The sequence below is a fragment of the Caproiciproducens sp. genome (genome assembly GCF_053840905.1).
Window position 1 is genome coordinate 175,957 of record NZ_JBNLXQ010000002.1, and the last position, 24,382, is coordinate 200,338.

General features: G+C 55.7%; 23 protein-coding genes. 10 read left to right on the forward strand and 13 right to left on the reverse strand.

Annotated elements, in window-relative coordinates:
- Position 1 precedes the first annotated feature (1 nt).
- Genes ACQGQ5_RS02600 through ACQGQ5_RS02620 form a run of 5 tightly spaced genes read left to right on the forward strand, consistent with a single transcriptional unit; the run spans position 2 to position 5,343 of the window.
- Positions 2-1,075, forward strand: a complete 1,074-nt coding sequence (locus ACQGQ5_RS02600) for a D-alanine--D-alanine ligase family protein (RefSeq protein ID WP_455735032.1) — start codon at positions 2-4, stop codon at positions 1,073-1,075.
- A 23-nt stretch (positions 1,076-1,098) separates the two neighbouring features.
- The gene (gene murI / locus ACQGQ5_RS02605; protein ID WP_455735033.1) at positions 1,099-1,911 is read left to right on the forward strand and encodes a glutamate racemase; all 813 of its coding nucleotides are present in this window, start codon (positions 1,099-1,101) and stop codon (positions 1,909-1,911) included.
- A 40-nt stretch (positions 1,912-1,951) separates the two neighbouring features.
- Positions 1,952-2,416: a DUF1934 domain-containing protein gene (locus ACQGQ5_RS02610; protein ID WP_455735034.1), complete on the forward strand. Its 465-nt coding sequence runs from the start codon at positions 1,952-1,954 to the stop codon at positions 2,414-2,416.
- Entirely contained in the window at positions 2,385-4,079 is a 1,695-nt protein-coding gene (argS, locus tag ACQGQ5_RS02615) for an arginine--tRNA ligase (protein WP_455735035.1), read from the forward strand. The genes ACQGQ5_RS02610 and argS overlap by 32 nt, the downstream gene beginning before the upstream one ends.
- Before the next feature lie 34 nt (positions 4,080-4,113).
- Entirely contained in the window at positions 4,114-5,343 is a 1,230-nt protein-coding gene (locus ACQGQ5_RS02620; RefSeq protein WP_455735036.1) for a homocysteine S-methyltransferase family protein, read from the forward strand.
- Positions 5,344-5,396: 53 nt separating this feature from the next.
- Here ACQGQ5_RS02620 and ACQGQ5_RS02625 read toward each other — a convergent pair whose 3' ends face one another.
- Both ACQGQ5_RS02625 and rsmA read right to left on the reverse strand, forming a co-directional pair.
- Positions 5,397-5,624 carry a hypothetical protein gene (locus tag ACQGQ5_RS02625; protein WP_455735037.1) on the reverse strand — a complete coding sequence of 76 codons (228 nt, stop codon included), beginning with the start codon at positions 5,622-5,624 and terminating at the stop codon, positions 5,397-5,399.
- 18 nt (positions 5,625-5,642) lie between these two features.
- Positions 5,643-6,494, reverse strand: a complete 852-nt coding sequence (gene rsmA, locus ACQGQ5_RS02630) for a 16S rRNA (adenine(1518)-N(6)/adenine(1519)-N(6))-dimethyltransferase RsmA (protein ID WP_455735038.1) — start codon at positions 6,492-6,494, stop codon at positions 5,643-5,645.
- Between the two features lie 233 nt (positions 6,495-6,727).
- On the opposite strand from rsmA, the gene ACQGQ5_RS02635 reads away from it, so the two are divergent.
- Positions 6,728-7,216 (forward strand): deoxycytidylate deaminase, encoded by a 489-nt coding sequence (locus tag ACQGQ5_RS02635; protein WP_455735039.1) that lies wholly within the window; start codon positions 6,728-6,730, stop codon positions 7,214-7,216.
- Positions 7,217-7,258: 42 nt separating this feature from the next.
- On the opposite strand, the gene ACQGQ5_RS02640 is transcribed toward ACQGQ5_RS02635, so the two are convergent.
- The 5 genes from ACQGQ5_RS02640 to ACQGQ5_RS02660 form a co-directional block, all read right to left on the reverse strand.
- On the reverse strand, positions 7,259-7,579 hold the full coding sequence (locus tag ACQGQ5_RS02640; RefSeq protein WP_455735040.1) for an AzlD domain-containing protein: 321 nt from the start codon (positions 7,577-7,579) through the stop codon (positions 7,259-7,261).
- A complete protein-coding gene (locus tag ACQGQ5_RS02645; RefSeq protein ID WP_455735041.1) occupies positions 7,576-8,295 on the reverse strand; it encodes an AzlC family ABC transporter permease in 720 nt (239 codons plus the stop codon). Before ACQGQ5_RS02645 ends, ACQGQ5_RS02640 begins: the two co-directional genes overlap by 4 nt.
- 106 nt (positions 8,296-8,401) lie before the next feature.
- Positions 8,402-9,475, reverse strand: a complete 1,074-nt coding sequence (leuB, locus tag ACQGQ5_RS02650) for a 3-isopropylmalate dehydrogenase (RefSeq protein ID WP_455735042.1) — start codon at positions 9,473-9,475, stop codon at positions 8,402-8,404.
- A gap of 13 nt (positions 9,476-9,488) precedes the next feature.
- Entirely contained in the window at positions 9,489-11,189 is a 1,701-nt protein-coding gene (gene leuA, locus ACQGQ5_RS02655; RefSeq protein WP_455735142.1) for a 2-isopropylmalate synthase, read from the reverse strand.
- A 374-nt stretch (positions 11,190-11,563) separates the two neighbouring features.
- Complete coding sequence (locus tag ACQGQ5_RS02660) at positions 11,564-12,268, reverse strand: histidine phosphatase family protein (RefSeq protein ID WP_455735043.1); 705 nt, start codon at positions 12,266-12,268, stop codon at positions 11,564-11,566.
- A 174-nt stretch (positions 12,269-12,442) separates the two neighbouring features.
- Between ACQGQ5_RS02660 and ACQGQ5_RS02665 the strand changes: the two genes are divergently transcribed.
- A complete protein-coding gene (locus ACQGQ5_RS02665) occupies positions 12,443-13,147 on the forward strand; it encodes a helix-turn-helix domain-containing protein (RefSeq protein WP_455735044.1) in 705 nt (234 codons plus the stop codon).
- Positions 13,148-13,208: 61 nt separating this feature from the next.
- Here the strand turns inward: ACQGQ5_RS02665 and ACQGQ5_RS02670 are convergent, their stop codons facing one another.
- Genes ACQGQ5_RS02670 through glgB form a run of 6 tightly spaced genes read right to left on the reverse strand, consistent with a single transcriptional unit; the run spans position 13,209 to position 20,763 of the window.
- Complete coding sequence (locus ACQGQ5_RS02670; RefSeq protein ID WP_455735045.1) at positions 13,209-13,616, reverse strand: hypothetical protein; 408 nt, start codon at positions 13,614-13,616, stop codon at positions 13,209-13,211.
- 29 nt (positions 13,617-13,645) lie between these two features.
- Positions 13,646-14,908: a glycoside hydrolase family 3 N-terminal domain-containing protein gene (locus tag ACQGQ5_RS02675; RefSeq protein WP_455735046.1), complete on the reverse strand. Its 1,263-nt coding sequence runs from the start codon at positions 14,906-14,908 to the stop codon at positions 13,646-13,648.
- A 50-nt stretch (positions 14,909-14,958) separates the two neighbouring features.
- A complete protein-coding gene (gene glgA / locus ACQGQ5_RS02680) occupies positions 14,959-16,392 on the reverse strand; it encodes a glycogen synthase GlgA (protein ID WP_455735047.1) in 1,434 nt (477 codons plus the stop codon).
- Positions 16,393-16,430: 38 nt separating this feature from the next.
- Entirely contained in the window at positions 16,431-17,546 is a 1,116-nt protein-coding gene (gene glgD, locus ACQGQ5_RS02685) for a glucose-1-phosphate adenylyltransferase subunit GlgD (RefSeq protein ID WP_455735048.1), read from the reverse strand.
- Positions 17,546-18,769, reverse strand: coding sequence for a glucose-1-phosphate adenylyltransferase (locus tag ACQGQ5_RS02690; protein ID WP_455735049.1), 1,224 nt, complete (start codon positions 18,767-18,769; stop codon positions 17,546-17,548). Before ACQGQ5_RS02690 ends, glgD begins: the two co-directional genes overlap by 1 nt.
- Positions 18,770-18,792: 23 nt before the next feature.
- The gene (gene glgB / locus ACQGQ5_RS02695; RefSeq protein WP_455735050.1) at positions 18,793-20,763 is read right to left on the reverse strand and encodes a 1,4-alpha-glucan branching protein GlgB; all 1,971 of its coding nucleotides are present in this window, start codon (positions 20,761-20,763) and stop codon (positions 18,793-18,795) included.
- 573 nt (positions 20,764-21,336) lie between these two features.
- Here glgB and ACQGQ5_RS02700 point away from each other — a divergent pair.
- The 3 genes from ACQGQ5_RS02700 (at position 21,337) to ACQGQ5_RS02710 (ending at position 24,250) form a co-directional block, all read left to right on the forward strand.
- Positions 21,337-22,164, forward strand: coding sequence for a PRD domain-containing protein (locus tag ACQGQ5_RS02700; protein ID WP_455735051.1), 828 nt, complete (start codon positions 21,337-21,339; stop codon positions 22,162-22,164).
- A gap of 47 nt (positions 22,165-22,211) precedes the next feature.
- A complete protein-coding gene (gene nagE, locus ACQGQ5_RS02705; protein ID WP_455735052.1) occupies positions 22,212-23,681 on the forward strand; it encodes an N-acetylglucosamine-specific PTS transporter subunit IIBC in 1,470 nt (489 codons plus the stop codon).
- 89 nt (positions 23,682-23,770) lie between these two features.
- The gene (locus ACQGQ5_RS02710) at positions 23,771-24,250 is read left to right on the forward strand and encodes a PTS sugar transporter subunit IIA (RefSeq protein ID WP_455735053.1); all 480 of its coding nucleotides are present in this window, start codon (positions 23,771-23,773) and stop codon (positions 24,248-24,250) included.
- Positions 24,251-24,382 lie beyond the last annotated feature (132 nt).

The window sequence follows — 24,382 nt, forward strand, 5'->3', positions numbered from 1 at the left end:
TATGGATAAAAAGAGAATTGCCGTTATTTTCGGCGGCAGCTCGTCCGAACACGAAGTGTCTTGCGTTTCTGCGGCATCGGTCATCAACAACCTGCCGAAAGAAAAATATGAAATCGTCTGCCTGGGCATTACGAAGGACGGACGCTGGTATCTGTTCAGCGGCTCCCCGGAGGAAATCGCCGACGGGCGCTGGGAGCGCGACCCGCTCAACCAGCCCGCGTTCATCGCGCCCGACAGAAGCATCCGCGGGATCGTGGTGGACGGAAAAATGGGGTTTGACGTGATCAAGGTGGACTGCGTGTTCCCCGTCCTGCACGGCAAAAACGGAGAGGACGGCACCATGCAGGGGCTTCTGCAGCTGAGCGGGATCCCGTTCGTCGGCTGCCGCGCGCTTGCTTCCGCCGTGTGCATGGATAAGGCGGTCACCCACACGCTGCTGACCGCGGCGGGCATCCATCAGGCAAACTATCTTTGGTTCTATGCGGACAAATACAAAACCGGCGCCGAGAAAATCAAGCGGAAAATCGACGCAAGGCTTGGATATCCCATTTTTGTGAAACCGGCAAACGCGGGTTCCTCCGTGGGAGTCAGCAAGGTAAGCAGCGAGGCCGGGCTTGACGAAGCGGTGGAAAAGGCGGCGCGCGAGGACGACAAGATCGTTGTGGAGGAAGCCATTGCGGGCCAGGAGGTCGAGTGCGCGGTGCTGGGCAACGCGGAGCCGGAGGCTTCCGTTGTCGGTGAAATCGCGGCTTCCGCTGAATTTTACGACTACGACGACAAATATAAATCCGGAACCTCACAGCTCTATATCCCCGCGCACCTCGACGAGGCGGTGATGGAAGAAATCCGTTCCACCGCCCGCAGGGCTTACTACATGCTGGGCTGCACCGGACTTTCCCGCGTGGATTTTTTCGTACGCGGCGGCAAAGAGGTCATTCTGAACGAACTGAACACCCTGCCGGGCTTCACTTCCATCAGCATGTACCCGAAGCTGTGGGAGGCTTCCGGTGTCCCTTACAGCGAGCTGCTCGACAGGCTGGTGTCTCTTTCCTTTGAAATCCGGACACAATATTAATAAATCATTTTGGAGCGATGGAAATGGACAACAGACCGATCGGCGTCTTTGACTCCGGGCTGGGCGGGCTGACCGCCGTAAAAGAGCTCTTGCACATCATGCCGCACGAAAACATCATTTATTTCGGCGACACCGGCCGCGTTCCCTACGGATCGCGAAGCCGTGAAACGATCATGAAATACGCCGGACAGGATATGGCGTTTCTGGAATCCAAAAATGTGAAAATGATTATCGCCGCGTGCGGGACCGTCAGCTCGGTTGCATCCGGAATCGGCGAAAAGCTGACCCTGCCCTATACCGGCGTGCTGAAACCGGCCGCGGCCGCGGCCGGGAAAGCCACCGGAAACGGCAAGGTCGGCGTCATTGCCACCACAGCGACCATCCGCAGCGGTTCGTACCGCCGCGAGCTTGCGGCCATCAATCCCGAAATCGAGGTTTTCGACCGCGACTGCCCGCTGTTCGTCCCGCTGGTAGAAAACGGGTGGATCGCCGAAGACGAGCAGGTTACGCGCCTGGTCGCGCAGCGCTACCTGACTCCGCTGAGGGAAGCCGGAATCGACACCCTGATTATGGGCTGCACGCATTATCCGATCATCCGGCACATCATTTCCGAAGTCATGGGCAGCGGCGTGACCCTGATAGACAGCGGACGGGAAACCGCCGCTTACTGCTCCGCCCTGCTGAGGAAACAGGGGCTTCTCTGCGACAGGAGCGCGGACGGCGACTGCTCGTTCTATGTCAGCGACCGGATGGAGGGCTTTTCCCAGATCGCGGGCATCTTTCTCGGGAAAGATATCAAACGCGAGGTCAGCCATGTGGATATTGATTTATACTAATTTTAGATAAAGAACCGAATAAATTACAAGGAGTAAACAAATGCTGGAAAACTACCTGATTTCCATTAAAGGCCGACAGAAAATAGACAACGAAACCGGCGAAGTCGAACTGACCACCCTTGGTTCGTATGTAAAAAAGGGCAACAGCCAATATATCGTGTATAAGGAATACGACGCGGACAACAACAACTCGGTGCAAACCTCCGTCCTGAAGGTGGACGGCAGCTCTAAAGTGACCCTGATGCGCGGCGGAGCCGACAGCACCCGCCTGATCCTGGAAAGCGGGAAGCGGCACCTTTGCCAGTACGACACGGGCTTTGGAAATATGATGGTTGGTGTTTTCACCAGCAGGGTAAAATCCAGTCTGGGAGAAATGGGCGGAAATCTGGAAGTCAACTATACGCTGGATATCAATTCCAATTTATCGAGCTTAAACGAACTCTTCATTACGGTCAAGGAGGCAAATAACAAAGATGTCAAAAATAGTGTTGCAGGCGACCAGTGAACTGAAAAACGCAATTCTCCGCGCGGTGGAAAAGGCACAGGCCGCCGGTGGTCTGCCCCAGGGGGAAACGCCCCCTTTTACCATTGAGGTGCCCGCCGACCGCAGCCACGGAGACTGGGCAACCAACGCGGCCATGGTATCCGCCAAGGCGTTCCGTTTAGCCCCCAGGAAAATCGCGCAGCTGATCACGGAGCATATCGTGCTGGACGGCACATTTTTCGACCGTTTTGAAATCGCGGGTCCCGGATTTATCAATTTCTTTCTGAATCAGCGCTTTTATTCGGAGGTCCTGAAGGATATTACGCAGAGCGGCGCTTCTTACGGCCGCAGCGATTTTGGCAAAAAAGAAAAAATCATGGTCGAGTTCGTTTCCGCGAATCCGACCGGCCCCATGCATATGGGCAACGCGCGCGGCGGCGCGCTGGGCGACTGCCTTGCGGCGGTTCTCGACGCCGCCGGCTACGACGTATGGCGCGAATTCTACGTAAACGACGCGGGAAACCAGATCGAAAAATTCGGCGCTTCCCTTGCCGCGCGCTACCTGCAGCTTTTTCAGGGCGATGACGCCGTCGAATTTCCGGAGGACGGATACCACGGAGACGACATCCGCGAAAGGGCCGCCGAATTCGCGGAAGAGCACGGCGACAGCTATGTTGCCGCCGGCCCCGAGGAGCTGAAAAAGGCTCTGGTGGATTTTGCGCTTCCGAAAAATATCGCCAGGATGCAGGCCGACCTGAAAAAATACGGGATCGTTTACGACGAGTGGTTCCTGGAAAGCCGCCTGCACAACGACGGCGAGCTGGAGGAAACGATCCGGATTCTGAAGGAAAAGGGCCTGACCTACGATAAGGACGGCGCCCTCTGGTACCGCGCGACGAATTTCGGCGCGGAAAAGGACGAGGTTCTGGTCCGGCAGAACGGAAATCCAACCTATTTCGCGGCGGATATCGCTTATCATAGAAACAAATTCGCAAAGCGCGGCTTTGACCGCTGCATCGACGTCTGGGGCGCCGACCACCACGGCCACGTGGCAAGAATGAAGGGCGCCATGGACGCGGTCGGGCTGGACGGAAGCAAGCTGGACGTCGTGCTGATTCAGCTGGTAAGGCTCGTAAAGGGCGGGGAAGTCGTGCGCATGAGCAAGCGTACCGGCAAAGCGATCCAGCTGGCCGACCTGCTCGACGAGGTGCCGGTGGACGCCGCAAGGTTCTATTTCAACATGAGGGAAGCCAATTCCCAGATGGATTTCGACCTTGATCTGGCCGTCCAGCAGGACGCCCAGAACCCGGTTTATTACGTGCAGTACGCCAGGGCAAGAATCTGCAGTATCTTCAAGGCGCTCGCCGCCGAGGGAATCCTCCCGCGCGGCTGCACCGACGAGGAGCTCGCGCTTTTGACCGAGCCAGAGGAAATTGAGCTGATCCGGCATCTTTCCTCCTTCACCGGGGAAATTGTGGCGGCGGCGCAGGACTACGATCCCGCCAGAATCACCCGCTACGTCATTACGCTGGCCACGCTCTTCCATAAATTCTATAACGCATGCCGTGTAAAAGGCGAAAACGAAGGTCTGACCGCCGCCAGGATGTACCTGTGCGGCGCGGTTTCCACTGTAATCTGCAACGTGCTTTCCATGTTTAAGATTTCGGCGCCGGAGAGCATGTAAGCAGGCTGAACATGTTAGGAGCAATGAAGAACAAATGAGTTTCCTTTTTCATCTTCCCCTGCTGCTGGACGGCGCTACGGCCACAAACCTGGCCGCCGCCGGAATGCCGGGCGGCGTTTGTGTGGAAAAATGGATTCTGGAAAATCCCGAAAAGCTCACAAAGCTGCAAAGCGGCTTTATCGAAGCGGGCGCGCAGGCGGTCTATGCGCCGACCTTTGGCGCGAACCGGGCCTGCCTGAGCGGCTACGGTCTGGAAGCGGAAGTCGCGGACATCAATCAGAAGCTGGTAACGCTTTCCCAAAGCGTTGCGAAGCCCGCCGGGGTGCTGGTGGGCGGGAACGTCTGCCCCACCGGCCTGTTCGTACCGCCGTTCGGCGAATCGGATTTTGACGACATCTATGACATTTACCGCGAACAGATCCGTGCGCTGGACGACGCGGGGGTCGATTTTATCGCGATCGAAACGCAGACCTCGCTCGCCGACATGCGTGCGGCGGTGCTTGCCGCAAGAACGACCAATCTGCCGGTTTTCGTGACCATCACCGTGGATGAAAGCGGGCACACCCTCACGGGAGGAAGCCTTCTGCCCGCGGTCATCACTCTGCAGGCCATGGGGGCGGACGCCATCGGCCTGAACTGCTCCTTTGGGCCGGAGCACATGCTGGAGCACGTGGAACAGGTCGCCCCGCATATCAGCGTTCCGATCATCGCCAAGCCGAGCACCGGGGTACCCATGTGGAATTCTCCGGAAAACAGCGGAAACCTCTCCCCTGATGAATTCGCCGCCCGGATGCGCGGGCTGATGGAAGCGGGGGCGAGGATTGTCGGGGGCTGCTGCGGCTGTACCGTGGAGCATCTGAAAGCATTGGCGCAGGTGGCAAAGGAATTTGGCCCGCCGGTCATTCCGGAAGAACCGGACTGCTACGCCGCCGCAAATGAACGGGAAGCGTTTTTCCTGGGGGACGACATCGTATTCAGCGAACCGATTGCCTGTACCAGCTCGCTCGGCGAAGACCTGATCGACCTGGACGACGAGCAGGTTACCGCGGCGCTGGTGAAGGTCAACAGTCTGGACGACGCGATGCTGCTGAGCGAAAACAGCACGATGACGCGCCTGCCCATTGCCGTGTACTGTGACAGCCTGCCGGTGCTCGACGCGGCTCTCCGGTATTTTCAGGGCCGGCTGATCGTCGATTCCGCCTGCCCGATCGAAACCGACCTGATCGAGCCGCTCGCGGCGAAATACGGCGCGATTGTTTATTAATATTAGAAAGCCGGAAGCGTAATGCATCGCTTCCGGTTTTTTATCTTGAAATCCTATTTTTCATGCGCCTCTGTGTCAGGGGGCTCCTCCGGCGGCTCTTCCTCGTCGGGCTCGTTCCAGCTGCAGAAAGCAAGATACATCCCGGCCAGCGCGACAAAACAGGCCACGGAAGCGGTGGCGAGCGCCCACCCGGTAATTTCAAACGGACCGAGCACCATGGAAATCAGCGTCAGTACGATGCCGGCTTCAAAAAACAGGACCGCAAGTTTTCCGTCGCTCATAAAAAGCCCTCCCTTATTTTACAAAAATACTTCGTTGGACAGCGCCGCGAGCTGCTCCATGGAAAGCTGTTCCGCGCGCGCGTTCGGGGCGATTCCCGCCCTTTCCAGCGCCGCGTCTACCACTGCCCTGTCCAGCGAAAGCCCGGCGGAAACGGAATTGAGCACCGTTTTGCGCCGCTGGCCGAAAGCCGCTTTGACAAGGGCGAAGAAGTCCCTTTCGCTGTTGATTTTCACCGGCGGCTCTTTGCGGATATTCAGATGGATGACCGCCGAATCGACGTTTGGCGGCGGGAAAAAGTTGTCCCGGTTCACTTCAAAAAGGACCTCCGGCTCGGCGAAGTAACGCACCGCCGCGCTTACAGCGCCGCAGGAACGGGTCCCCGGCGGGGCGCAAAGGCGTTCCGCCGCTTCCTTCTGCACCATGACCGTCACGGAGCGGATCGGCAGCCGTTCCTCCAGAAGCCGCATGATGACCGGCGAAGTGATATAGTAAGGCAAATTCGCGCAAACGGCTACTTCTCCGCCCGAAAATTCGGTTTCGATCAGCTTCCTGAGATCGGCCTTTAAAATATCTTCATTCACGATTTTGACATTGCGGTACCCGGAAAGCGTGTCGTCCAGAACCGGCAGCAGCCTTTTGTCCAGCTCTACGGAAACCACCCTGTCCGCCCGCCTGGCGAGCTCCGCGGTCAGCACCCCCACGCCCGGTCCGATTTCCAGCACGCCGACTCCCTTTTGCGCGCCGCACTCTTCCGCCATGCGCGGGCAGATGTCCGGGTTGATCAGAAAATTCTGCCCCAGCGATTTGGAAAAGTGGAAGCCGTGGCGCGCCAGTATATTCTTAATGACTCTGATATCCGATAAATCCATTTCCTGTCCCCATTATCTTTTAGCTTACTCTTTTATTTCCTGATTATATCATACAAATTGTCACATTTCCATTGATTATCTGTCGAAAATACAATATGATAGGATTACTATAACATTTCCGGTTGATTCCGCAACAAGGTTGCGTTCCTCCCCTGCCTTCGGCAGGGGAGGAACGTGTTTTGGCTCGCAAACTGAAATGGAATTGCTATCATAAAAGACTGGGAGGCATGAAAATGAACCGTACGGACAAAGAAAATTATTACCTTGATATCGCTGAAACCGTGTCGGAGCGCGGTACCTGTCTGCGCCGGAATTTCGGCGCGATCATCGTCCAGCATGACGAGATCGTATCGTCCGGATACACGGGGGCGCCCCGCGGCCGCCGCAACTGTATCGATACCGGCGTCTGTGTGCGCGAAACGCTGGGGGTTCCGCGCGGGGAACGCTACGAGCTCTGCCGCTCCGTCCACGCGGAGGCCAACGCCATTATCAGCGCCCCCCGCCGCGATATGATCGGCAGCACGCTGTATCTGGTGGGAAAGGACGCCAAGACGGGCGGATATGTGGAAAACGCTTCCCCCTGTTCCATGTGCAAAAGGCTGATTATCAACGCCGGTATCACGCGCGTGGTCGCGCGGAACACGAAAAACACCTTCTCCTCCGTTTATGTGCAGGAATGGGTGGACAACGACGAATCCCTGAACGGGAAATTCGGATACTGATACCATCATAAAATGCCGCTGCAATGTCGCAGCGGCATTTTATTATGAAAAGAAATTCATGACCTGTTCCACAACAAAAACGACGGCGGTGGAACCGAGCGCAACGGTAAGAAGGCCTTTATCCCGATACGCAAGGACGAGGGCCGCGGCAAGGCCGAACACCGCGGAATACGGATTCCCCGTGGAGTACAGAATTTCGGGGAAGGTCATGGCCGCAAGCACGGCGTAAGGCACATAAGCCAGAAACGACCGGATAAAGCGGTTGTGGATCTTCTTCCTGAAGACCGCCAGCGGAAGCATACGGATAACATAGGTGACCAGCGCCATCAGGAAGATACAGATCAAAATTCTCGGGTAATTCATTCCCGCACCTCCGGGTCGTCCACAGGGTAGCGCAGCGCGGCATAGGCCGACGCGATCACCGCACAGAGGATGATGACCCATCCGCCGGAAATCCGGTTCAGGAAGGGCGTCCACCGGAAAAGACAGCTTAAAACCACCGCGATGGCGATGGCCAAGGCAATGGGGCGCGTATGCTTTGCGGGCGGAATGATAATGGCGATGAACATCCCGTAGATCGCGATGCCCAGCGCGGTGCGGACGCTAACCGGCAGCAGGCCGGTGGCGGTGCCGCCGAGCAGGGTCCCCAGCGTCCAGCCGGTGTACGGCGTCAGAATCAGCCCCAGAAGATACCGCGCGCCGACACTTCCGTCCTGCTTCATGGCGACGGCAAAAATTTCATCGGTCACGCCGAAGGAAAGGACCAGCCGCTGCAAAGAGGTCATGGCACCGTCCACTTTTTGGGAAAGGGAAAGGGACATCAGCATATAGCGGATGTTGATGACAAAAGTGGTTACGACAATCTCTATGTAATGCCCGCCCGACAAAATCAGCTCGGTCCCGGCAAACTGCCCCGCGCTGGTCATGTTGCTCATGGTAATCAGCATCACCGCCCAAAGCGGCAGCCCGCCCTGCGTCGCCATCATCCCAAACGTGAAGGAAACGCTGAGATACCCCAGGCAGATCGGCAGTCCGTCCTTCAGTCCCTTTTTAAATGTCAAAGCCTCTGTTCCGTGCATTTTCCCGCTCCCATACGCTGGCAATTTTTAAAAAAGATTTCGTTTTCCGGTTCAATATAATACTATTTGTATAATAAATTAATAATAATACAAATTACAACAGGATTTACAGCAATCCGCAGACCAAATCGCCCATTTCCTCACAGGTGACCTGCCGCGTCCCTTCCGTATAGATGTCCGGCGTACGGGCCGTTTTCAGCACTTCGGATACGGCGTCCTCGATCGCCTGTGCCGCCTGCGGTTCGTCCAGCGAATAACGGAGCATCATTGCGGCGGAAAGAATGGTCGCCAGCGGGTTGGCCTTTCCCGTCCCGGCAATGTCCGGCGCGGAACCGTGGATGGGCTCGTACAGGCCGGATTTCCCCTCGTTCAGGCTGGCGGAGGCCAGCATCCCGATGGAGCCGCTGATCATGGACGCTTCATCGGAAAGGATATCGCCGAAGAGGTTGGAGGTGACGATCACGTCGAACTGCTTCGGGTCGCGGACAAGCTGCATGGCGCAGTTGTCCACATACAGATTGGACAGCTCTATATCAGGATACTCTTCTTTCCCGATTCTTTCAACCGTTGCGCGCCACAATCTGGAGGATTCCAGCACGTTGGCCTTGTCTACGCTGCAAAGCCTGCCGCCGCGCTTCTGTGCCATGCGGAAGGCCACGCGCGCAATGCGCTCGATTTCCGGCACGGAGTACATTTCGGTGTCGTACGCGGCCTCGGAGCCATTGACCGTCCTGCGGCCCCGCTCGCCGAAATAAATGCCCCCGGTCAGCTCCCGCACCACCATGATATCCAGATCGTCGCCGATGATCTCCGCTTTCAGGGGGGAAGCCGAGCGCAGCTGCTCAAAAATTCTGGCGGGGCGCAGATTGGCGAAAAGTCCAAGCGCGCCGCGGATGCCCAGCAAGCCCGCCTCCGGCCTCAGATTACCTGGCACCGTGTCCCATTTGGGGCCGCCGACCGCGCCGAGCAGCGTGGAATCGGCGGCTTTGCATTTTTCAACCGTTTCCGGCGGAAGCGGCACCCCGGCCGCGTCGATCGCACAGCCGCCCAGAAGCGCTTCGTCATAGGAAATGGTAAATCCGAACCGGCCGGCGGCGCGGTTCAATACCTTTACGGCCTGGGTTACGATCTCCGGGCCGATCCCGTCGCCTTTCAGCAGGACGATTTGATAGCTTTTCATTGTGGTTCCCCCTTTAAGATTCTTTTACGGCGGCATTCTTCGTGCGGTTGATCGCGCAGATGATGCCTTTGATGGAAGCAAGGCTGATGTTGTTGTCGACACCTACGCCGAAGGCCGGGCTGCCGTCCGGTGCGGTCAGCTGGATATAGGAAACCGCCTTGCTGTCCGCGCCGCCGGAAACGGCGTGCTCGCGGTAGGAAACAAACTGATAGTCGGTGATTCCGACGGATTTGAGCGCGTTAAAGAATGCGCTGACAGGCCCGTTCCCGCTGGCGCTGATGGCATGGTCCTCGTGCCGGAAGCGGATCACCCCGTCGAAATGGACCTGTGTGTCCCCGCTGATATCGTTTTCCTCGTAAAGCTTATACTGCTTAAGATTGTACGGGGCGTTGACTTCGAGGAATTCCCTGCGGAAAATGCCGAAAATCTCATCGGGCTGAAGCTCGCGGCCCGCTTCGTCGCAGGCGGCCTTGACCATCGTACCGAATTCGGGATGCATCGCCTTGGGCAGCTCGTAGCCGAAGCTCTGCTGCATCACAAACGCGGCGCCGCCCTTGCCGGACTGGCTGTTGATGCGGATAATCGGCTCGTACTCGCGGCCGACGTCGGCGGGATCGATCGGCAGATACGGCACTTGCCAGTAGCCGCCGCCGTTTTTCGCCATATACTCGACGCCCTTTTTGATCGCGTCCTGATGGGAGCCGGAAAACGCCGTGAACACCAGATCGCCCACATAGGGATGGCGTTCGTGGATCTTCATCTTCGTGCATTTTTCAAAGACCTCCTGAACGGCGCGCATGTTGGAGAAATCGAGTCCGGGGTCCACTCCCTGGGAGTACATGTTCATGGCGACCACCATCACATCCGCGTTCCCGGTGCGTTCTCCGTTGCCGAAAAGGGTCCCCTCCACCCTTTCCGCGCCCGCCATCAGGCCCAGCTCGGTCGCCGCCGTGGCGGTGCCGCGGTCGTTGTGAGGGTGCAGGCTGATCATGGCGCTTTCGCGGTTTTTCAGATGCCGGCAGAAATATTCGATCTGGTCGGCGTAGCAGTTCGGGGTGCTCATCTCGACCGTATTGGGCAGGTTCAGAATCAGCCTGTTCTCCGGCGTGGAGCCGAGCACCTCCATCACCTTTTCGCAGATCAGCACGGAATTGTCGATTTCGGTCCCCGAGAAGCTTTCCGGGGAATATTCATAGCGGATATTCGCGCCGCTCTTGCCGATTTCCTCGTCGGTGAGTTCCTTGATCAGCTTTGCGCCCTCCACGGCAATCTCGATCACGCCCTGCATGTCGGTGCGGAAAACCACCTTGCGCTGCAAAGTGGAGGTGGAATTATAAAAATGGACGATGACGTTCTTCGCGCCCTTGATCGCTTCAAAGGTCTTATAAATCAAATGCGGCCTTGCCTGAACCAGCACCTGAATGGTCACGTCGTCCGGAATCCGGTTTTGCTCAATCAGCGCGCGGAGGATTTCGTACTCCGTCTCCGACGCGGCCGGAAATCCGATTTCAATCTCCTTGAACCCGACATCCACAAGGGTCTGGAAATACAGCAGCTTTTCCTCAAGATTCATCGGGTCAATCAGGGCCTGATTGCCGTCCCGCATATCCACGCTGCACCAGACCGGCGCTTTCGTAATGACTTTGTCGGGCCATTGGCGGTCCGGCAGGCTGATCGGCTGAAACGGAATATACTTTTTGCAGCCTTCAAACATCATCCAACACTCCTTTGTCAATTGATCAGTTGATCGGTGAAATAAATAAAAAAAGCCCCGAACACAGAATTCTGTGCTCGGGGCGAATAAACAAATCCGCGGTACCACCCAAATTCGGCTCCGCGAAGCGGAAACCCTTGGCAAGCCTCTGACAAGGCTCCGGCCTTTAACGCTGCCGCTGCGTCCGCTTCTCCGTTTTCACATCGAAGACGGCGGCTCCGGGATGAGCTATACACACGGGCTTCCGCGCCGGCTTGCACCAACCGCCGGTTCTCTGCAATGCTTCTGCCGATGTCTTTTTCCCTTCATCGCTTTTGCATATTAAATTATTTACTATTATATTTTATGCGGGTCCCTTTGTCAAGGGTTAAATTTTATTCCCGCTCCTTTTTTCCAAACGCGCGGTCGGCCGCTTCGCGCGCAAGATCGATGACCAGCCGTTCGCTGTTCTGCCCGGATTTTTTCCGCGGGGGAATCGTTTCGTATACCTCCGCCACCATGGAACGCATCCACAGGCCCGGCGTAATCCGCAGGGAATACCCGCAGCCGTTGCCGGCCATCCAGTCGTAAAAATTGGCGCGCGGCAAGCCGTAGGCGGAAAGGATGCACATAATGCTGCCCCCGTGGGCGACCAACGCGGCGCTGCTCGTTCCGGAACGCATCATTTCCTGTACGATCGATTCAAACGCGGCGCAGACCCGCTGCATGAACACGCCGCCGGACTCCCCGTTCGGAGGGGTGACGATCTCTCCGCTCCCCACCCAGTCGGTAAAGCTTTCATCCTCCGCCGCAATTTCCTTCGCGGTTCTTCCCTCCCAGTCGCCGAAATCGCATTCGCGCAGGCCGTCGACCACCGTCGGCTGCGCGCCGGGATAGAGGATCTGCAGCGTCTGCAGGCAGCGCTGAAGCGGGCTGCAGTAAAACACCCGTGCGGGCGGATAGGAGCTGTGCCGTTTCAGGTCCTCAAGCTGCGCGATTCCCTCCGGGGCGAGGGGCAAATCGGTACGCCCCACATACTGGCCCAGAAGATTGCCCTCTGTAATTCCGTGACGGATTAAATGGATCGTATAAGATTTCATTTTTCGGCTCCTTAAAAAATTTTCTGACTCAGGTCTTGACAAACGCAAAATTCCCAGATACATGTAGGCGCAGAGCGAAAAGACACGATATCTAGCGGCTTTACAAAGCGTTATATTTGTTATATACTTTACAAGGCGTTAATTTTTCCATATTTCGACACAGGGGATAGTTCAATGAATAGCAGTTTCCCAAGAATTATTACTTTGCTGCGTAAAGAACGCGGATTAAGCCAGAAAAAGGCGGCCGAGGAGCTGGAGGTTTCTCAGGCCCTGCTTTCGCATTACGAAAAGGGAATCCGTGAATGCGGGCTGGACTTTGTGGTAAAGGCCGCTGAGTTTTATGACGTTTCCTGCGATTATCTCCTCGGAAGGACTCCGCACCGCAGCGGGGCCACCATCAAGGTGGACGATATTCCGGAGCCGGACGCCCTCGGCAAGGAGAATATTCTGAAGGGCAGCCTGCTGCCTGTTTTAAACAAAAAGCTGCTTGCGAATTCGATGAATATTATTTTCAGCACGCTGCAGAAATGCAACAACAAGTCGCTGACCTCGGAAGTGTCGGCATACCTCAATATTTCCGTTTACAGGAGCTTCCGGCTTCTGTATTCCGCCAACCCGAAAAACCCGCAGGGCTTTTTTTCCGTTCCGCAGAAGCTGAGCGACGGGCGTTCCGGCGCGGCGATGGAAATCGCGTATTCCAACGCGGCCTGTCTGGCGGGCGGGGAAAACGCCGACGGAATGGAAGGGCTGGGCAAAACCAAGCTGCCCGTGCTTTCGCCGGAAAAAATTTCCGAAGAGTACCCGCTGTTTTCCAGCTCGCTGTTTAATCTGATTCAAAACGCCGAAGCGCTGATGGGCGCGAAAAAGCCCGCTAAATAAATTATAGCATATCCGGCTGAAATTGCAACCGGCCCGCCAGGCATTGGCGGGCCGGTTTTTTCTACTTCTTTCTGGCTTCCCTTATTCCTTTGAAGGTAAGGGCGGCGTAGCCCTTTCTCATATACGGCAGGTTAAAGACCGCGCCGGGCTGCTTTGCACTTTCCATGACGGTACGGCACAGAAGCTCGTAGATTTTGCTCTTGTAGTAAACGTCATAATCGCCCGAAACCCATACGCGCACCGTGTAGTCGATAAAAACAAGGCCCTTTTCCATCAGGCTTTCCAGCGCGGCGGAACGCGCCTTGACCGTCTCCATGGAATCCTCCGCGGCGGTAATCCTCACGTAATTGAGCGCAATGGAAATCAATTCCTCATTTTCGGAATTGTGCAGCTCCAAACGCACAATCGGATATCTTTGTGATTCCCTGATCTCCGTCAGGATATTTTTTTCTTCTTCCGTTAAGTTCAATTGATCAGATCCTTCCGTAATACTCTCCTTTATATTATACCCATTTTATACTTCCACGCAAGGATACGGAGCACACTTTCGTCAAGCCGCTGTTCGCTGACCGTCCCGTCCCGCACCGCGGCGTACAGCGCGTTGAAATCCCGCGCCATGTCGGAGGACAGCAGAAGATCGTTTCCCGCCGTAAAGGCGGCGGAGGAGGGGCTTTTCCCCGCCGTAAAATCGGCGATGGCCCCCATGGAAAGGTCGTCGGTCATAATGACGCCCGTAAAGCCCAGTTCCCTGCGCAGGATCCCGTGCACCTTCGGCGAAAGCGAGGACGGGCGGGACGGGTCCATGCAGTTCACAATATTGTGCGAAACCATGACGCACTGCGCGCCCGCGTCGATTCCCGCCTGAAACGGAACAAAGTCCTGCTTCTGGAACACGCTGTAATCGCGCTTGTCGTAGGCGATTCCGGTGTGAGTGTCCCGATTGTCGCCGTAGCCGGGGAAATGCTTGAGCGTACAGGACAGGTTCTGACTGTTGTACGCGCTGACCGATACCCTGACAAAGTCCCCCGTTTTGGAGGCGTCTTTTCCGAACGTCCTGCTGTAAATAAAATCGGAAGGATCGGTGGAAACGTCGCATACGGGCGCGAGGTTCAGATTCAGGCCGAGCTTTTTCAGAAGCTGTGCCTTCTGCACGGTGTCGTCGTAAATCCCGTTCAGACCGGAAAGCCGGAACACCTGCTGCGGGGACCGGAACGCGGTTTTCCTGAGCGCCGGGTACCTGCTGATGCGGACGACCGTGCCGCCCTCTTCGTCCGTGCAGAGAATCATCCCGACTTTGCTTGCGTCCTGATAGGATTTGAGCGCGGCCTGCACCTGCGCCGTGGTTTTGCCGCTGAAATCCGAAGCCATCAGGCAGTATCCGCCGGGCTGATAGTCGGCGGCGGCCTGGGCCGCTCCCGTCTGGGGGCAGCGGAAAACAAACACCTGCCCCACCTTTTCCTTCAGGCTCATGGACATGAGCCTTTTTTGGGCGGGCACGCCGTAATCTCCAAAAATCCCGTCAAGCGGCGAAACGGCCGGGCCGTTTGACGCCGGGGCGGCCGGGCTGACTGTGGACGCCGGGTTTGACGGGCCGGCGGGTTCCGCGGAACCGGCCGCAGAGGAGGTCTTTTCCCCGGACGAAGCGCCCGGCAGAAAAGGATTTCCCTGTGTGTAAATCCAAAACGCGGCAGCGAGAGCCAGAACGACTCCCGCTGCCGTAAAAAGGATTTTCCTGTTCTTTTGATATCCTGTCTGTTTCATCTTTGCTCCCCATCAGTCCGACCCGCCGATGCCGGCAGCCGGCGGAGCGGTCAGGATTGATTTTCTTTCATCAGTTCCCGGTACAGGCGAATGTACTCGTTTGCGGAACGTCCCCAGCTGAAATCGCATTTCATGGCGCGCTCCACCAGAATACTCCACCCCTCCGGATTGGCGTAGCCCTCCAGCGCGCGGTTGATTGCGCACCGCATATCGCCGGAGTCATAGGACTGGAAGGTAAAGCCGTTGCCCTCCCCGTCGCCGCTGTCCCCGATGGAATCCTTCAGCCCGCCCGTTTCGCGGACGACCGGGACGGAACCGTAGCGCAGGGCAATCATCTGGGCAAGCCCGCAGGGCTCGCTCCTGCTCGGCATCAGGAAGATATCGGAGCCGGCGTAAATCTTGCGCGAAAGCTCGGGTATGAAACCGAAGCAGGCGCAGAGCCTGCCGGGGTACCGGTTCTGCATTTCCCGGAAGAAATTCTCGTATTCCCAGTCGCCGGAGCCCAGAATCACAAACTGCGTGTTCGTTTCCCTCATCAGCTGGTCGAGCGCTTCCTTGACAAGGTCCAGCCCTTTGTGGGAAACCATCCGCGTCACCATGCCGATGAGCGGCGTATTCGGCTCCTGATTCAGGTCGAGCCTTTCCTGCAGCTTTCTCTTGTTCTCCGCCTTGCCGGAAGGGTCCTCCGCCGAATAGGGGGCGTAGAGCTCCGGATCGTTGGCCGGGTCGTAGCTGACCGTGTCGATCCCGTTCAGGATACCGGAAATCTTCCATTCGCGCGCCTTTAAAATACTGTCGAGGCCGTGGGAAAACCACGGATCGAGGATTTCCCGCGCATAGGTCGGGCTGACCGTGGTGACGCGGTTGGCGCTCTCGATCGCGCCCTTGAGCATATTGATGCAGTCGTCGTACTCCAGAACCGGCATATCCGACTGGGGAATTCCCAGCACGTCCTCCACCAGTTCCTTGCCATATTTGCCCTGATACTGAATATTGTGGATCGTCAGAATCGTTTTTATGCCCTTGTACCAGTCATTATTTGCGTAAAAGATGCTGAAATAAATCGGTACCAGCGCCGACTGCCAGTCGTTGCAGTGAATGATGTCCGGCCTGAAATCAATATACGGAAGCATTTCAAGAGCCGCGCGCGACAGGAACGCAAAGCGCTCCGCGTCGTCGTAATGGCCGTACAGGCCGTGGCGTTTGAAATAGTACTGGTTGTCGATCAGATAGTAGATCACCCCGCCGACCTTTGCCTCAAACACGCCGCAGTACTGGCGGCGCCAGGCGACCGGCACGGAAAGGCTCGTGATAAATTTCATGTTTTCCCGCAGCTCCTGCGGAATATCCTCGTAAAGCGGCATCACCACGCGGCAGCCGATCAGCCGGAGCCGGAGCGCCTGCGGCAGGGAACCCGCCACCTCCCCCAGCCCGCCCGTGGCCGCAAAGGGTTTTGCTTCACTGGTGCAGTATAATACTTTCATTTTTAAGCCTCCCTAACTGAATGTCGGTTCCGATCACATCAGACCACGCTGCCCTTGCTGATAAAAACGGGATAGGACTGGAAGCCGAGAAGCGAACGGTCGTTTTTAATGACGACGTCCTTATCCATGACGACATAGTTGAGCCTGCAGTTCGGGTCGATGACGCTGTCCTGCATGATCACGCAGTTTTCGAGCTTTGTCCCCTTGCCGACGCGGACGCCGCGGAACAGCACGCAGTTTTCCACCGTGCCGTCGATCACGCAGCCGTCGGCAATCAGGGAATTGGTCACGCTGGAGCCCAGCCCGTAGCGCGCGGGCATATCGTCGCGCACCTTAGTGAAAATCGGCCGGTCCGCGTTGAACAGCTCCGAGCGTACCTTCGGCAGCATCAGGGACATGTTGGCTTCAAAATAGGAATTCATGGAGCAGATCGTCTGGGTGAAGCCCTTGAATTCATAGGCGAAAATCCTGTAACCGGAAATATTGCGCTGTAGAAAGTCGCGCTTGAAATTATACAGGTTGCGGCTCACACAGTCCGCGACGATCTTCATCAGGGTTTCCCGCTTCATCAGCAGCATGCTCAGGCCGTAGCTGCACTCGCCTTCGGCGCGCGGGTTGATGAGCATGTCGCGTACGCGGTTGTCCGGGTCAATGGTGTAGACCGTGGGGTCGCAGATTTTTTCCGGCAGCTTTCCGGAACGGTAAACGACCGTAATATCCGCGTTATGCCTGAGATGGGAGGACATCACGTCGGTAAAATCGATATTGCAGACCACGTCGCTGTCGGAAACGATGACAAACTCTTCCCTGGAATTGGAAAGAAAAGTACTGATGGAGGAAAGGGACTCTATCCGGCTGTTGGACACGCTGCACTCCCCGCTGAAGGGGGGCAGAATAAACAGCCCCTCCCTTTTGCGGGACAAGTCCCACGCCTTTCCGGAGCCGAGATGATCCATCAGGGACTGGTAGTTGCTCTTGGTAATCACGCCGACTTTGTTGATCCCCGAATTCACCATGTTGGAAAGCGGGAAATCGATCAGGCGGTATCTGCCGCCGAACGGCACCGAACCCATGGTCCGCTTTTCGGTCAGCTCCCGGACCCGTTCCTCATGCACATTTGAAAAAATCAGTCCAAGCACATTGTTCCCGCGCATTATTTTTCCGCCTCCTCTGCCAGCGTGTCGGCGTCGATCATCGCTTTCGGCGGCACGGTCGTGCCGGGGGCGATGACACACCCGTCGCCCACGACGGCGACGCCCCACTCGTCTTTGTTTTCAATATCCTCCGGCCGCGCGCCCACAACGGCGCCCTTGCCGATCACGGAGTTCTCGGATACGATCGCGTACTGCACGATGGCGTTTTCCTCCACCCGGGAACCCGGCATGATGATGGAGTCCTTCACCACCGCGCCCGGAGCGATGTAGACGCCCGCAAACAGCACGGCGAAGTCGATCTCGCCGTATACGTTGCAGCCCTCCGCGACAAGCGAATTCTGCACCTTCGCCCCGCCGGAGACATAGTGCGGGGGCATGACCGGGTTGCGGGAATAGATTTTCCAGTTTTCCTCGCTCAGGTCGAGAGGGATTTTCGGATTCAGCAGATCCATGTTGGATTCCCACAGGCTGTCGATCGTCCCGACGTCCTTCCAGTAGCCTTCAAAGTGGTACGCGAACATCCGCTCGCCGGCGTTCAGCATGGCGGGCAGAACGTCTTTTCCGAAATCGTTGGAGGATTTCGGGGTTGCCTCGTCCGCTTCCAGATATTTGCGCAGCTTGCTCCAGGTAAACACATAAATGCCCATGGAGGCCTGATTGCTTTTCGGCACCTTCGGCTTTTCGTCGAACTGGTAGATCGAACCGTCCTCACGCGTGTTGAGAATGCCGAACCGGGACGCCTCTTCCATCGGGACCTCAATGACGGCAATGGTGCAGTCGGCTTCCTTCTCTTTGTGGTAGGCGACCATTTTGGAATAATCCATCTTATAAATATGATCGCCGGAAAGCACGACGACGTATTCGGGATTGTAACGCTCTATGTAAGGAATATTCTGATAGATCGCGTTCGCCGTACCCTTGTACCAGTCCGATTTCCTGCCGCGCTGGTAAGGAGGAAGAACGCGCACCCCGGCGTTGATGCTGTCCAGGTCCCACGGCTGGCCGCTGCCGATGTATTCGTTCAGCACAAGCGGCTGGTACTGCGTCAGCACGCCCACCGTTTCGATTCCGGAGTTCACGCAGTTGGAAAGCGGAAAATCAATAATGCGGTATTTTCCCCCGTAGGGCACCGCCGGTTTTGCAAGGTATTTTGTCAGTACGCCCAGCCTGCTGCCCTGACCGCCGGCCAGCAGCATGGCGACTACCTCTTGTTTTGGCAACATATCATGATCCTCCCCAAAAACATTTACTTTTTTGCCGCTTTGCGCACTGTTTTCATTTTTTGCGCAAGCGCCGCGGGTTTTTCGGTTTTCCTCGCTTTGCGGCGGCATTTCAGAAAGAGAACCGAAAGCGGCGGAAGCGTCAGCTCGACGGATTGCTCGAACCCGTGCATCGGTTTGGCGCTGGAATGGATGCTGCTGCCGTTCGTGGTTCCGCTCCCGCCGAATTCGACCCGGTCGGAAGAGAAGATCTCCGTATAGATTCCTTCAAACGGCACCCCGATGGAATAGGGGGCGCGCGCTACGGGCAGGAAATTACAGACGGCGATCACCTCATTCCCCGACTTGTCAATGCGGCGGAACGCGATAACGCTCTGGGTGTAATCGTCGTTGGAAATCCACGAAAAGCCTTCCCAGGAAAAATCGACCTCCCACAAAGGCGCGGTTTCCAGATAGAAATGGTTCAGGCTTTTGAAGAAATCGCTCAGCACCTGATGCTCGGGCTCGTTCAGCAGAAGCCAGTCGAGGCCCTGCTCGTAATTCCATTCGTTGCGCTGGCCGAACTCGGTCCCCATAAAAATCAGTTTTTTCCCGGGATGCGCCATCATGTAACACATAAACGCCCGCACGCCCGCGAATTTCTGCGTTTCGCCGCCCGGCATTTTTTCGATCAGGGACCGCTTTCCGTAGACGACCTCGTCATGGGAAATCGGCAGGATAAAGTTTTCCGAAAACGCATAAAAGAACGAAAAGGTAATATTGTCGTGATTGAATTTGCGGTAAATCGGGTCAAGCGACATATAATGGAGCATGTCGTTCATCCAGCCCATATTCCATTTGTAATTAAAGCCCAGCCCCCCGCAGTACGTCGGCTTGGATACCATCGGCCAGGAGGTGGATTCCTCCGCGATCATCATCACGTCCGGGAAAAGGCCGAACACGGACTCGTTGAGCTTCTGCAGAAACGCGACCGCCTCCAGATTTTCCTTGCCGCCGTTCTTGTTCGGAACCCATTCCCCGTCCTTGCGGCTGTAATCAAGATACAGCATGGACGCGACCGCGTCAACGCGGATTCCGTCGATGTGATATTTTTCGAGCCAGAACACCGCGCTGGAAATCAGAAAGCTGATCACCTCGCTGCGCCCGTAATCAAAAACCAGCGTCCCCCACTCCTTGTGCTCGCCCTTGCGCGGGTCGCCGTACTCGTAGCAGGGCGTGCCGTCGAACCGGGCCAGCCCGCACTCGTCCTTCGGGAAATGGGCCGGCACCCAATCCATGATCACGCCGATCCCCGCCCTGTGGCACTTTTCCACAAAGCTCATAAACTCCTTCGGTTCCCCGTACCGCGAGGTCGGGGCGAAATACCCCGTGACCTGGTACCCCCAGGAGCCGTCGAACGGGTACTCCGTAACCGGCATCAGCTCAATGTGCGTATAGCCCATGCTTTTTACGTAGGGAACCAGCTCGTCGGCAAGCTTGTCGTAAGAAAACGCGTTGCCGTCCGGATATCTTCTCCAGGAGCCGATGTGGAGCTCGTAGATATTTACCGGCTGGCCGTAATGCTTTTTCACTGCCTTATGCTTCATCCACGCGGTATCGTTCCAGCCATAGCCCTCAATATCATAGTATTTGGAGGCGTTGCCCGGACGCGTTTCAAAATGATAGGCATAGGGGTCGCTTTTGAAGGTCTGTTTTCCGTCGGCGCCGGTCACACAGAATTTGTAGGCCTGATACTGCCGCATGACAAACGGCAGGAAGCACTCCCAGACGCCGTCGCTGATTTTTTCCATGGGATAATCCCCCGGCTGCCAGTCGTTGAAGTCCCCGGCTACGGAAATCCCCGCGGCATTCGGCGCCCAAACACGGCAGACCATGCCCTCTTTTCCGTCTTTTTCTGCTTTATGTACTCCCAGAAATTCATAAGCTTTTATGTTGGTCCCCTGATGGAACAAATAAAGCGGCAGATTTCCGTTATTTGATGCAGTTTCCTTTTGCATTTTAAACAGCTCCCTTCTGGGTTTCATCGTTCCTTTTATGCTTGAATTTATCATATCACAATTTCCCAAAATATCAATACTTTAGTAAATTATTTGTAATAAACATGTTATAAATTTAATAATTTTAGTTATTTTGTTATAAAACTACCTTGTTTTCAGCTGTAACAACGAAAGAAGCTGACGGACTGCCGGCCTGCATTTTCCGAACGGTTTTTCCGGTAAATGATTGTGCATAAGAATTAAAAATTGCTTAAGAAAATAGTCATATTCAACAATGAATATGGAATTGAGAATAAAATTTATGTATTTAATTTAAATTTTATATTGACAAATCCTTCGTGATCGGTATAATAGAAGTTGTTAAAAGAATATTAAGAGTGTGTAACTGATTCGATCAGGCATAAACTTTCATGGAATTTTAAATTTCATGGCAGTTTATGCCTTTTATTTTTCTGTGAGAATTCTGACGAAATCGGCCCGCGGCTCCTCCTCCCACTCGGCGTATACAGACCTGCCGCCGTCCGCCCGGAGCGGGCCGCCGTTTCAATCAAAATTCAAGTTGAGGGGATGTAAATGAATTACAGGGTAGCTAAGGTTTTAAACAGCAACGCGGTCCTTGCCCGGGACGAAGAAGAAAATCAGGTTGTCCTCATGAGCAAAGGAATCGGCTTCGGCAAAAGGGCAGGAGAAAAAATTCAGGACGATGCGGAGGACCGGAAAATATTTTATATCCATGACGACAGCGTCAATTCCGCAAAATTGAAACAGATCGACTCCCAGGTCCGGCAGGTGGAGGAGGTCACCAGAGAAATTGTAGAGGTGGCGCGCGAAAGGCTTCACATTGACAACAGCAAGCTTTACGGCGCCTTACTGGATCATATCACCTTCGCGGTAGAGTGCTTACATATGGGATTGCCGATCGACAATCCGTTCTGCGGCGAGATCGCGATCCTTTACAGCAGGGAATACGAAATCGCACAGATCGCGGCCGAAATCATCAAGGAGCGGATCGGCGTGGAAATCGGGGACGGCGAGACAGGCTTTATTGCGCTCCACCTCTACTCCGCCAGGAAAAACCGGCACATCCGTTCCGCCATGAAAAGCACCCGCGTCTACAGCGAAATACTCAGCATGGTGGAAAACGCCATCGACAAAAGGCTTGACAACACCCACGCGCCCGCAAAAAGCTTTCTGCTTTCCCTGCACTGTCTGGTTACGCTGACCGTCAACCGCAATCCGATCGTCATGAAGCTCAACCAGCAGGTCAAGCTGAGCATGCTCGATTCCTACCGAACGGCGCTGCAGGTCGCGAAAATGATTTACGAGGAGATGGACGTCCAGCTCAGCGAGGACGCGATCGCTTTTATCGCGGTCGATATTGAAAAAGTGAAACAGTTGTGACCGATTCGAGGGAACTCGATTCAAAATACTTTTTAGGAGGAAAAACAATGCAAAAGGTTTTAGCGGCACTCCAAAAACTTGGCAAGGCATTGATGCTGCCGATCGCATCGCTGCCGATCGCGGGTCTTCTTCTCAGGCTGGGGCAGGGCGACATGCTCAATATTCCCCTTCTGGCGAATTCCGGGGACGCCCTGTTCAGCAACCTTCCCCTCTTATTCGCAATCGGTATTGCGGTAGGTCTCGCGAAAGACAATAACGGCGCCGCGGGTCTGGCCGGAGCGGTCGCCTATTTCATACTCAACGCGGCCGGCCAGGCCGTCAACCACGCCCTGCAGATCGGCAGCATTTTCATGCCGGCGGCGGGCCTACCCGAAGGAATCACCGAAATCAACATGGCGCATTTCGGCGGAATCATCGCCGGCGTCATCGCCGGGCTGTGCTACAACCGGTTCCACAGCGCCAAGCTGCCCGACTGGCTCGCGTTCTTCGGCGGCAGACGTTTCGTTCCGATCGTCACGGGCGGGTTCTCCCTTGTGATCGGCGGGCTGCTCGGTACCGTATGGCCGACCTTCCAAAAGGGTCTGGACACGGCCGCGAACTGGATGACCGGCAGCGGCGGACTCGGCGAATTCATCTACGGCATACTGAACAGACTGCTTCTGCCCTTCGGCCTGCATCACGTTGTGAACACGGCTGTATGGTTTAACTTCGGCACCTATACGGGCGCGGACGGCAAAACCGTTTCCGGCGATCTGTGGAGATTCTTCGCCGGCGACCCCCATGGCGGCGTATTTACCGCCGGTTTTTTCCCGATCATGATGTTCGCGCTTCCCGCGGCTGCCCTGGCCATGTATGTATGCGCCAGGAAAGAAAATAAAGCAATTGTCGGCGGCGCCCTTTTCTCCGTCGCGCTGACCGCGTTCCTGACCGGCGTAACAGAGCCGATCGAATTCATGTTCATGTTCCTCGCGCCCCTCCTCTTTGTTCTGCATGCCGCTCTGACAGGCCTTTCGCTGGTGATTTGCAACATGCTCGGCATCCGCGACAGCTTCACCTTCTCGGCGGGACTTTTCGATTACCTCATCAACTGGACCAAGGCGGCAAACGGCTGGATGATTATCCCGGTCGGCCTTGTATTCGCTGTTGTTTACTTCTTCCTGTTCGTCTTCTTCATCAAGAAATTCAACCTGAAAACACCGGGCCGTGAAGACGACGAGGAAACCAGCAGCTTCTCCGCGCTGGTTGAAGATCAGGGCTTCGATAATATTGCGAAGAAATACATAGCGGCGCTCGGCGGTGCAGAGAATATTAAGGAGATCGATTCCTGCATCACCCGCATCCGCCTGACCCTTGTCAGCAACAAGGAGCTGAATGAAAAAGATTTCAAGGCTCTCGGCGCTTCCGGCGTCATGAAAGCGGGCACCCAGGTTACCCAGATCATCGTCGGCACAAAGGCGGAGCTTTTGGTCGACGCAATGAAGAAATACCTCCCCGGCCACGACCACGCGACGGCCTGATTCCTCTCTTTTCGTTTCCCTCCCCCTTTCGGGGGAGGGAAACGATCTTTATTATTTTCATTCGTTGAAATCAACATCGGAGGTCTATCATGCAATTATTCGGCAGAAATAAGAAACAGACCATTCTAGCTCAACAAACCGGAAAAGCAATTTTAATAACCGAAGCACCGGACCCTGTATTTGCCGATAAAATATTAGGCGACGGAATCGCGATCCTTCCTTCGGAAAACGGGGTTTATTCGCCCGTGTCCGGAACAATCGTACAAATCGCGCATACGCTCCACGCAATCGGAATCGAAAGCGACGATGGGATCGAAGTGCTGGTTCATCTTGGAATCGACACCGTAAAACTGAACGGCGAAGGCTTCACCTGCCATGTAGCGGTCGGCCAGCATGTCGCCGCAGGGGAAAAAGTAATGGATATGGATATTCAGGCGATCGCGGGAAAGGGCTACAGCACGATTTCCCCCTGCATCATCACCAATCTTGACGCGGTCAGAAACCTCGAATGCGGGCAAGGCAATGTTTTCGGCGGCAAATCGGTCGTTATGAGCTTCAGCAGGCAGTGAAGCCGGCCGCCTGTTAATCCGGAAGATAAAAGGAATGTCGCGCGGCGACATTCCTTTTTTATACTGTAAAACAAAGCACCCCGCAGCGGGCAACCGTCCGCTGTGAGGTGCTGAGGGTTCAAAAGATTTCAG

Bases quoted from the DNA above. Each gene is read 5' to 3' on its own strand.
- ACQGQ5_RS02660 (WP_455735043.1), bottom strand. From the start codon at position 12,268: ATGAAATCTTATACGATCCATTTAATCCGTCACGGAATTACAGAGGGC.
- leuB (WP_455735042.1), bottom strand. From the start codon at position 9,475: ATGAAAAGCTATCAAATCGTCCTGCTGAAAGGCGACGGGATCGGCCCG.
- ACQGQ5_RS02625 (WP_455735037.1), bottom strand. From the start codon at position 5,624: ATGAGCGACGGAAAACTTGCGGTCCTGTTTTTTGAAGCCGGCATCGTA.
- nagE (WP_455735052.1), top strand. From the start codon at position 22,212: ATGCAAAAGGTTTTAGCGGCACTCCAAAAACTTGGCAAGGCATTGATG.
- murI (WP_455735033.1), top strand. From the start codon at position 1,099: ATGGACAACAGACCGATCGGCGTCTTTGACTCCGGGCTGGGCGGGCTG.
- ACQGQ5_RS02635 (WP_455735039.1), top strand. From the start codon at position 6,728: ATGAACCGTACGGACAAAGAAAATTATTACCTTGATATCGCTGAAACC.
- rsmA (WP_455735038.1), bottom strand. From the start codon at position 6,494: ATGGATTTATCGGATATCAGAGTCATTAAGAATATACTGGCGCGCCAC.
- argS (WP_455735035.1), top strand. From the start codon at position 2,385: ATGTCAAAAATAGTGTTGCAGGCGACCAGTGAACTGAAAAACGCAATT.
- ACQGQ5_RS02640 (WP_455735040.1), bottom strand. From the start codon at position 7,579: ATGAATTACCCGAGAATTTTGATCTGTATCTTCCTGATGGCGCTGGTC.
- glgA (WP_455735047.1), bottom strand. From the start codon at position 16,392: ATGAAAGTATTATACTGCACCAGTGAAGCAAAACCCTTTGCGGCCACG.
- ACQGQ5_RS02665 (WP_455735044.1), top strand. From the start codon at position 12,443: ATGAATAGCAGTTTCCCAAGAATTATTACTTTGCTGCGTAAAGAACGC.
- glgD (WP_455735048.1), bottom strand. From the start codon at position 17,546: ATGCGCGGGAACAATGTGCTTGGACTGATTTTTTCAAATGTGCATGAG.
- ACQGQ5_RS02645 (WP_455735041.1), bottom strand. From the start codon at position 8,295: ATGCACGGAACAGAGGCTTTGACATTTAAAAAGGGACTGAAGGACGGA.
- ACQGQ5_RS02600 (WP_455735032.1), top strand. From the start codon at position 2: ATGGATAAAAAGAGAATTGCCGTTATTTTCGGCGGCAGCTCGTCCGAA.
- glgB (WP_455735050.1), bottom strand. From the start codon at position 20,763: ATGCAAAAGGAAACTGCATCAAATAACGGAAATCTGCCGCTTTATTTG.
- ACQGQ5_RS02710 (WP_455735053.1), top strand. From the start codon at position 23,771: ATGCAATTATTCGGCAGAAATAAGAAACAGACCATTCTAGCTCAACAA.
- ACQGQ5_RS02620 (WP_455735036.1), top strand. From the start codon at position 4,114: ATGAGTTTCCTTTTTCATCTTCCCCTGCTGCTGGACGGCGCTACGGCC.
- ACQGQ5_RS02690 (WP_455735049.1), bottom strand. From the start codon at position 18,769: ATGTTGCCAAAACAAGAGGTAGTCGCCATGCTGCTGGCCGGCGGTCAG.
- ACQGQ5_RS02675 (WP_455735046.1), bottom strand. From the start codon at position 14,908: ATGAAACAGACAGGATATCAAAAGAACAGGAAAATCCTTTTTACGGCA.
- leuA (WP_455735142.1), bottom strand. From the start codon at position 11,189: ATGTTTGAAGGCTGCAAAAAGTATATTCCGTTTCAGCCGATCAGCCTG.
- ACQGQ5_RS02700 (WP_455735051.1), top strand. From the start codon at position 21,337: ATGAATTACAGGGTAGCTAAGGTTTTAAACAGCAACGCGGTCCTTGCC.
- ACQGQ5_RS02610 (WP_455735034.1), top strand. From the start codon at position 1,952: ATGCTGGAAAACTACCTGATTTCCATTAAAGGCCGACAGAAAATAGAC.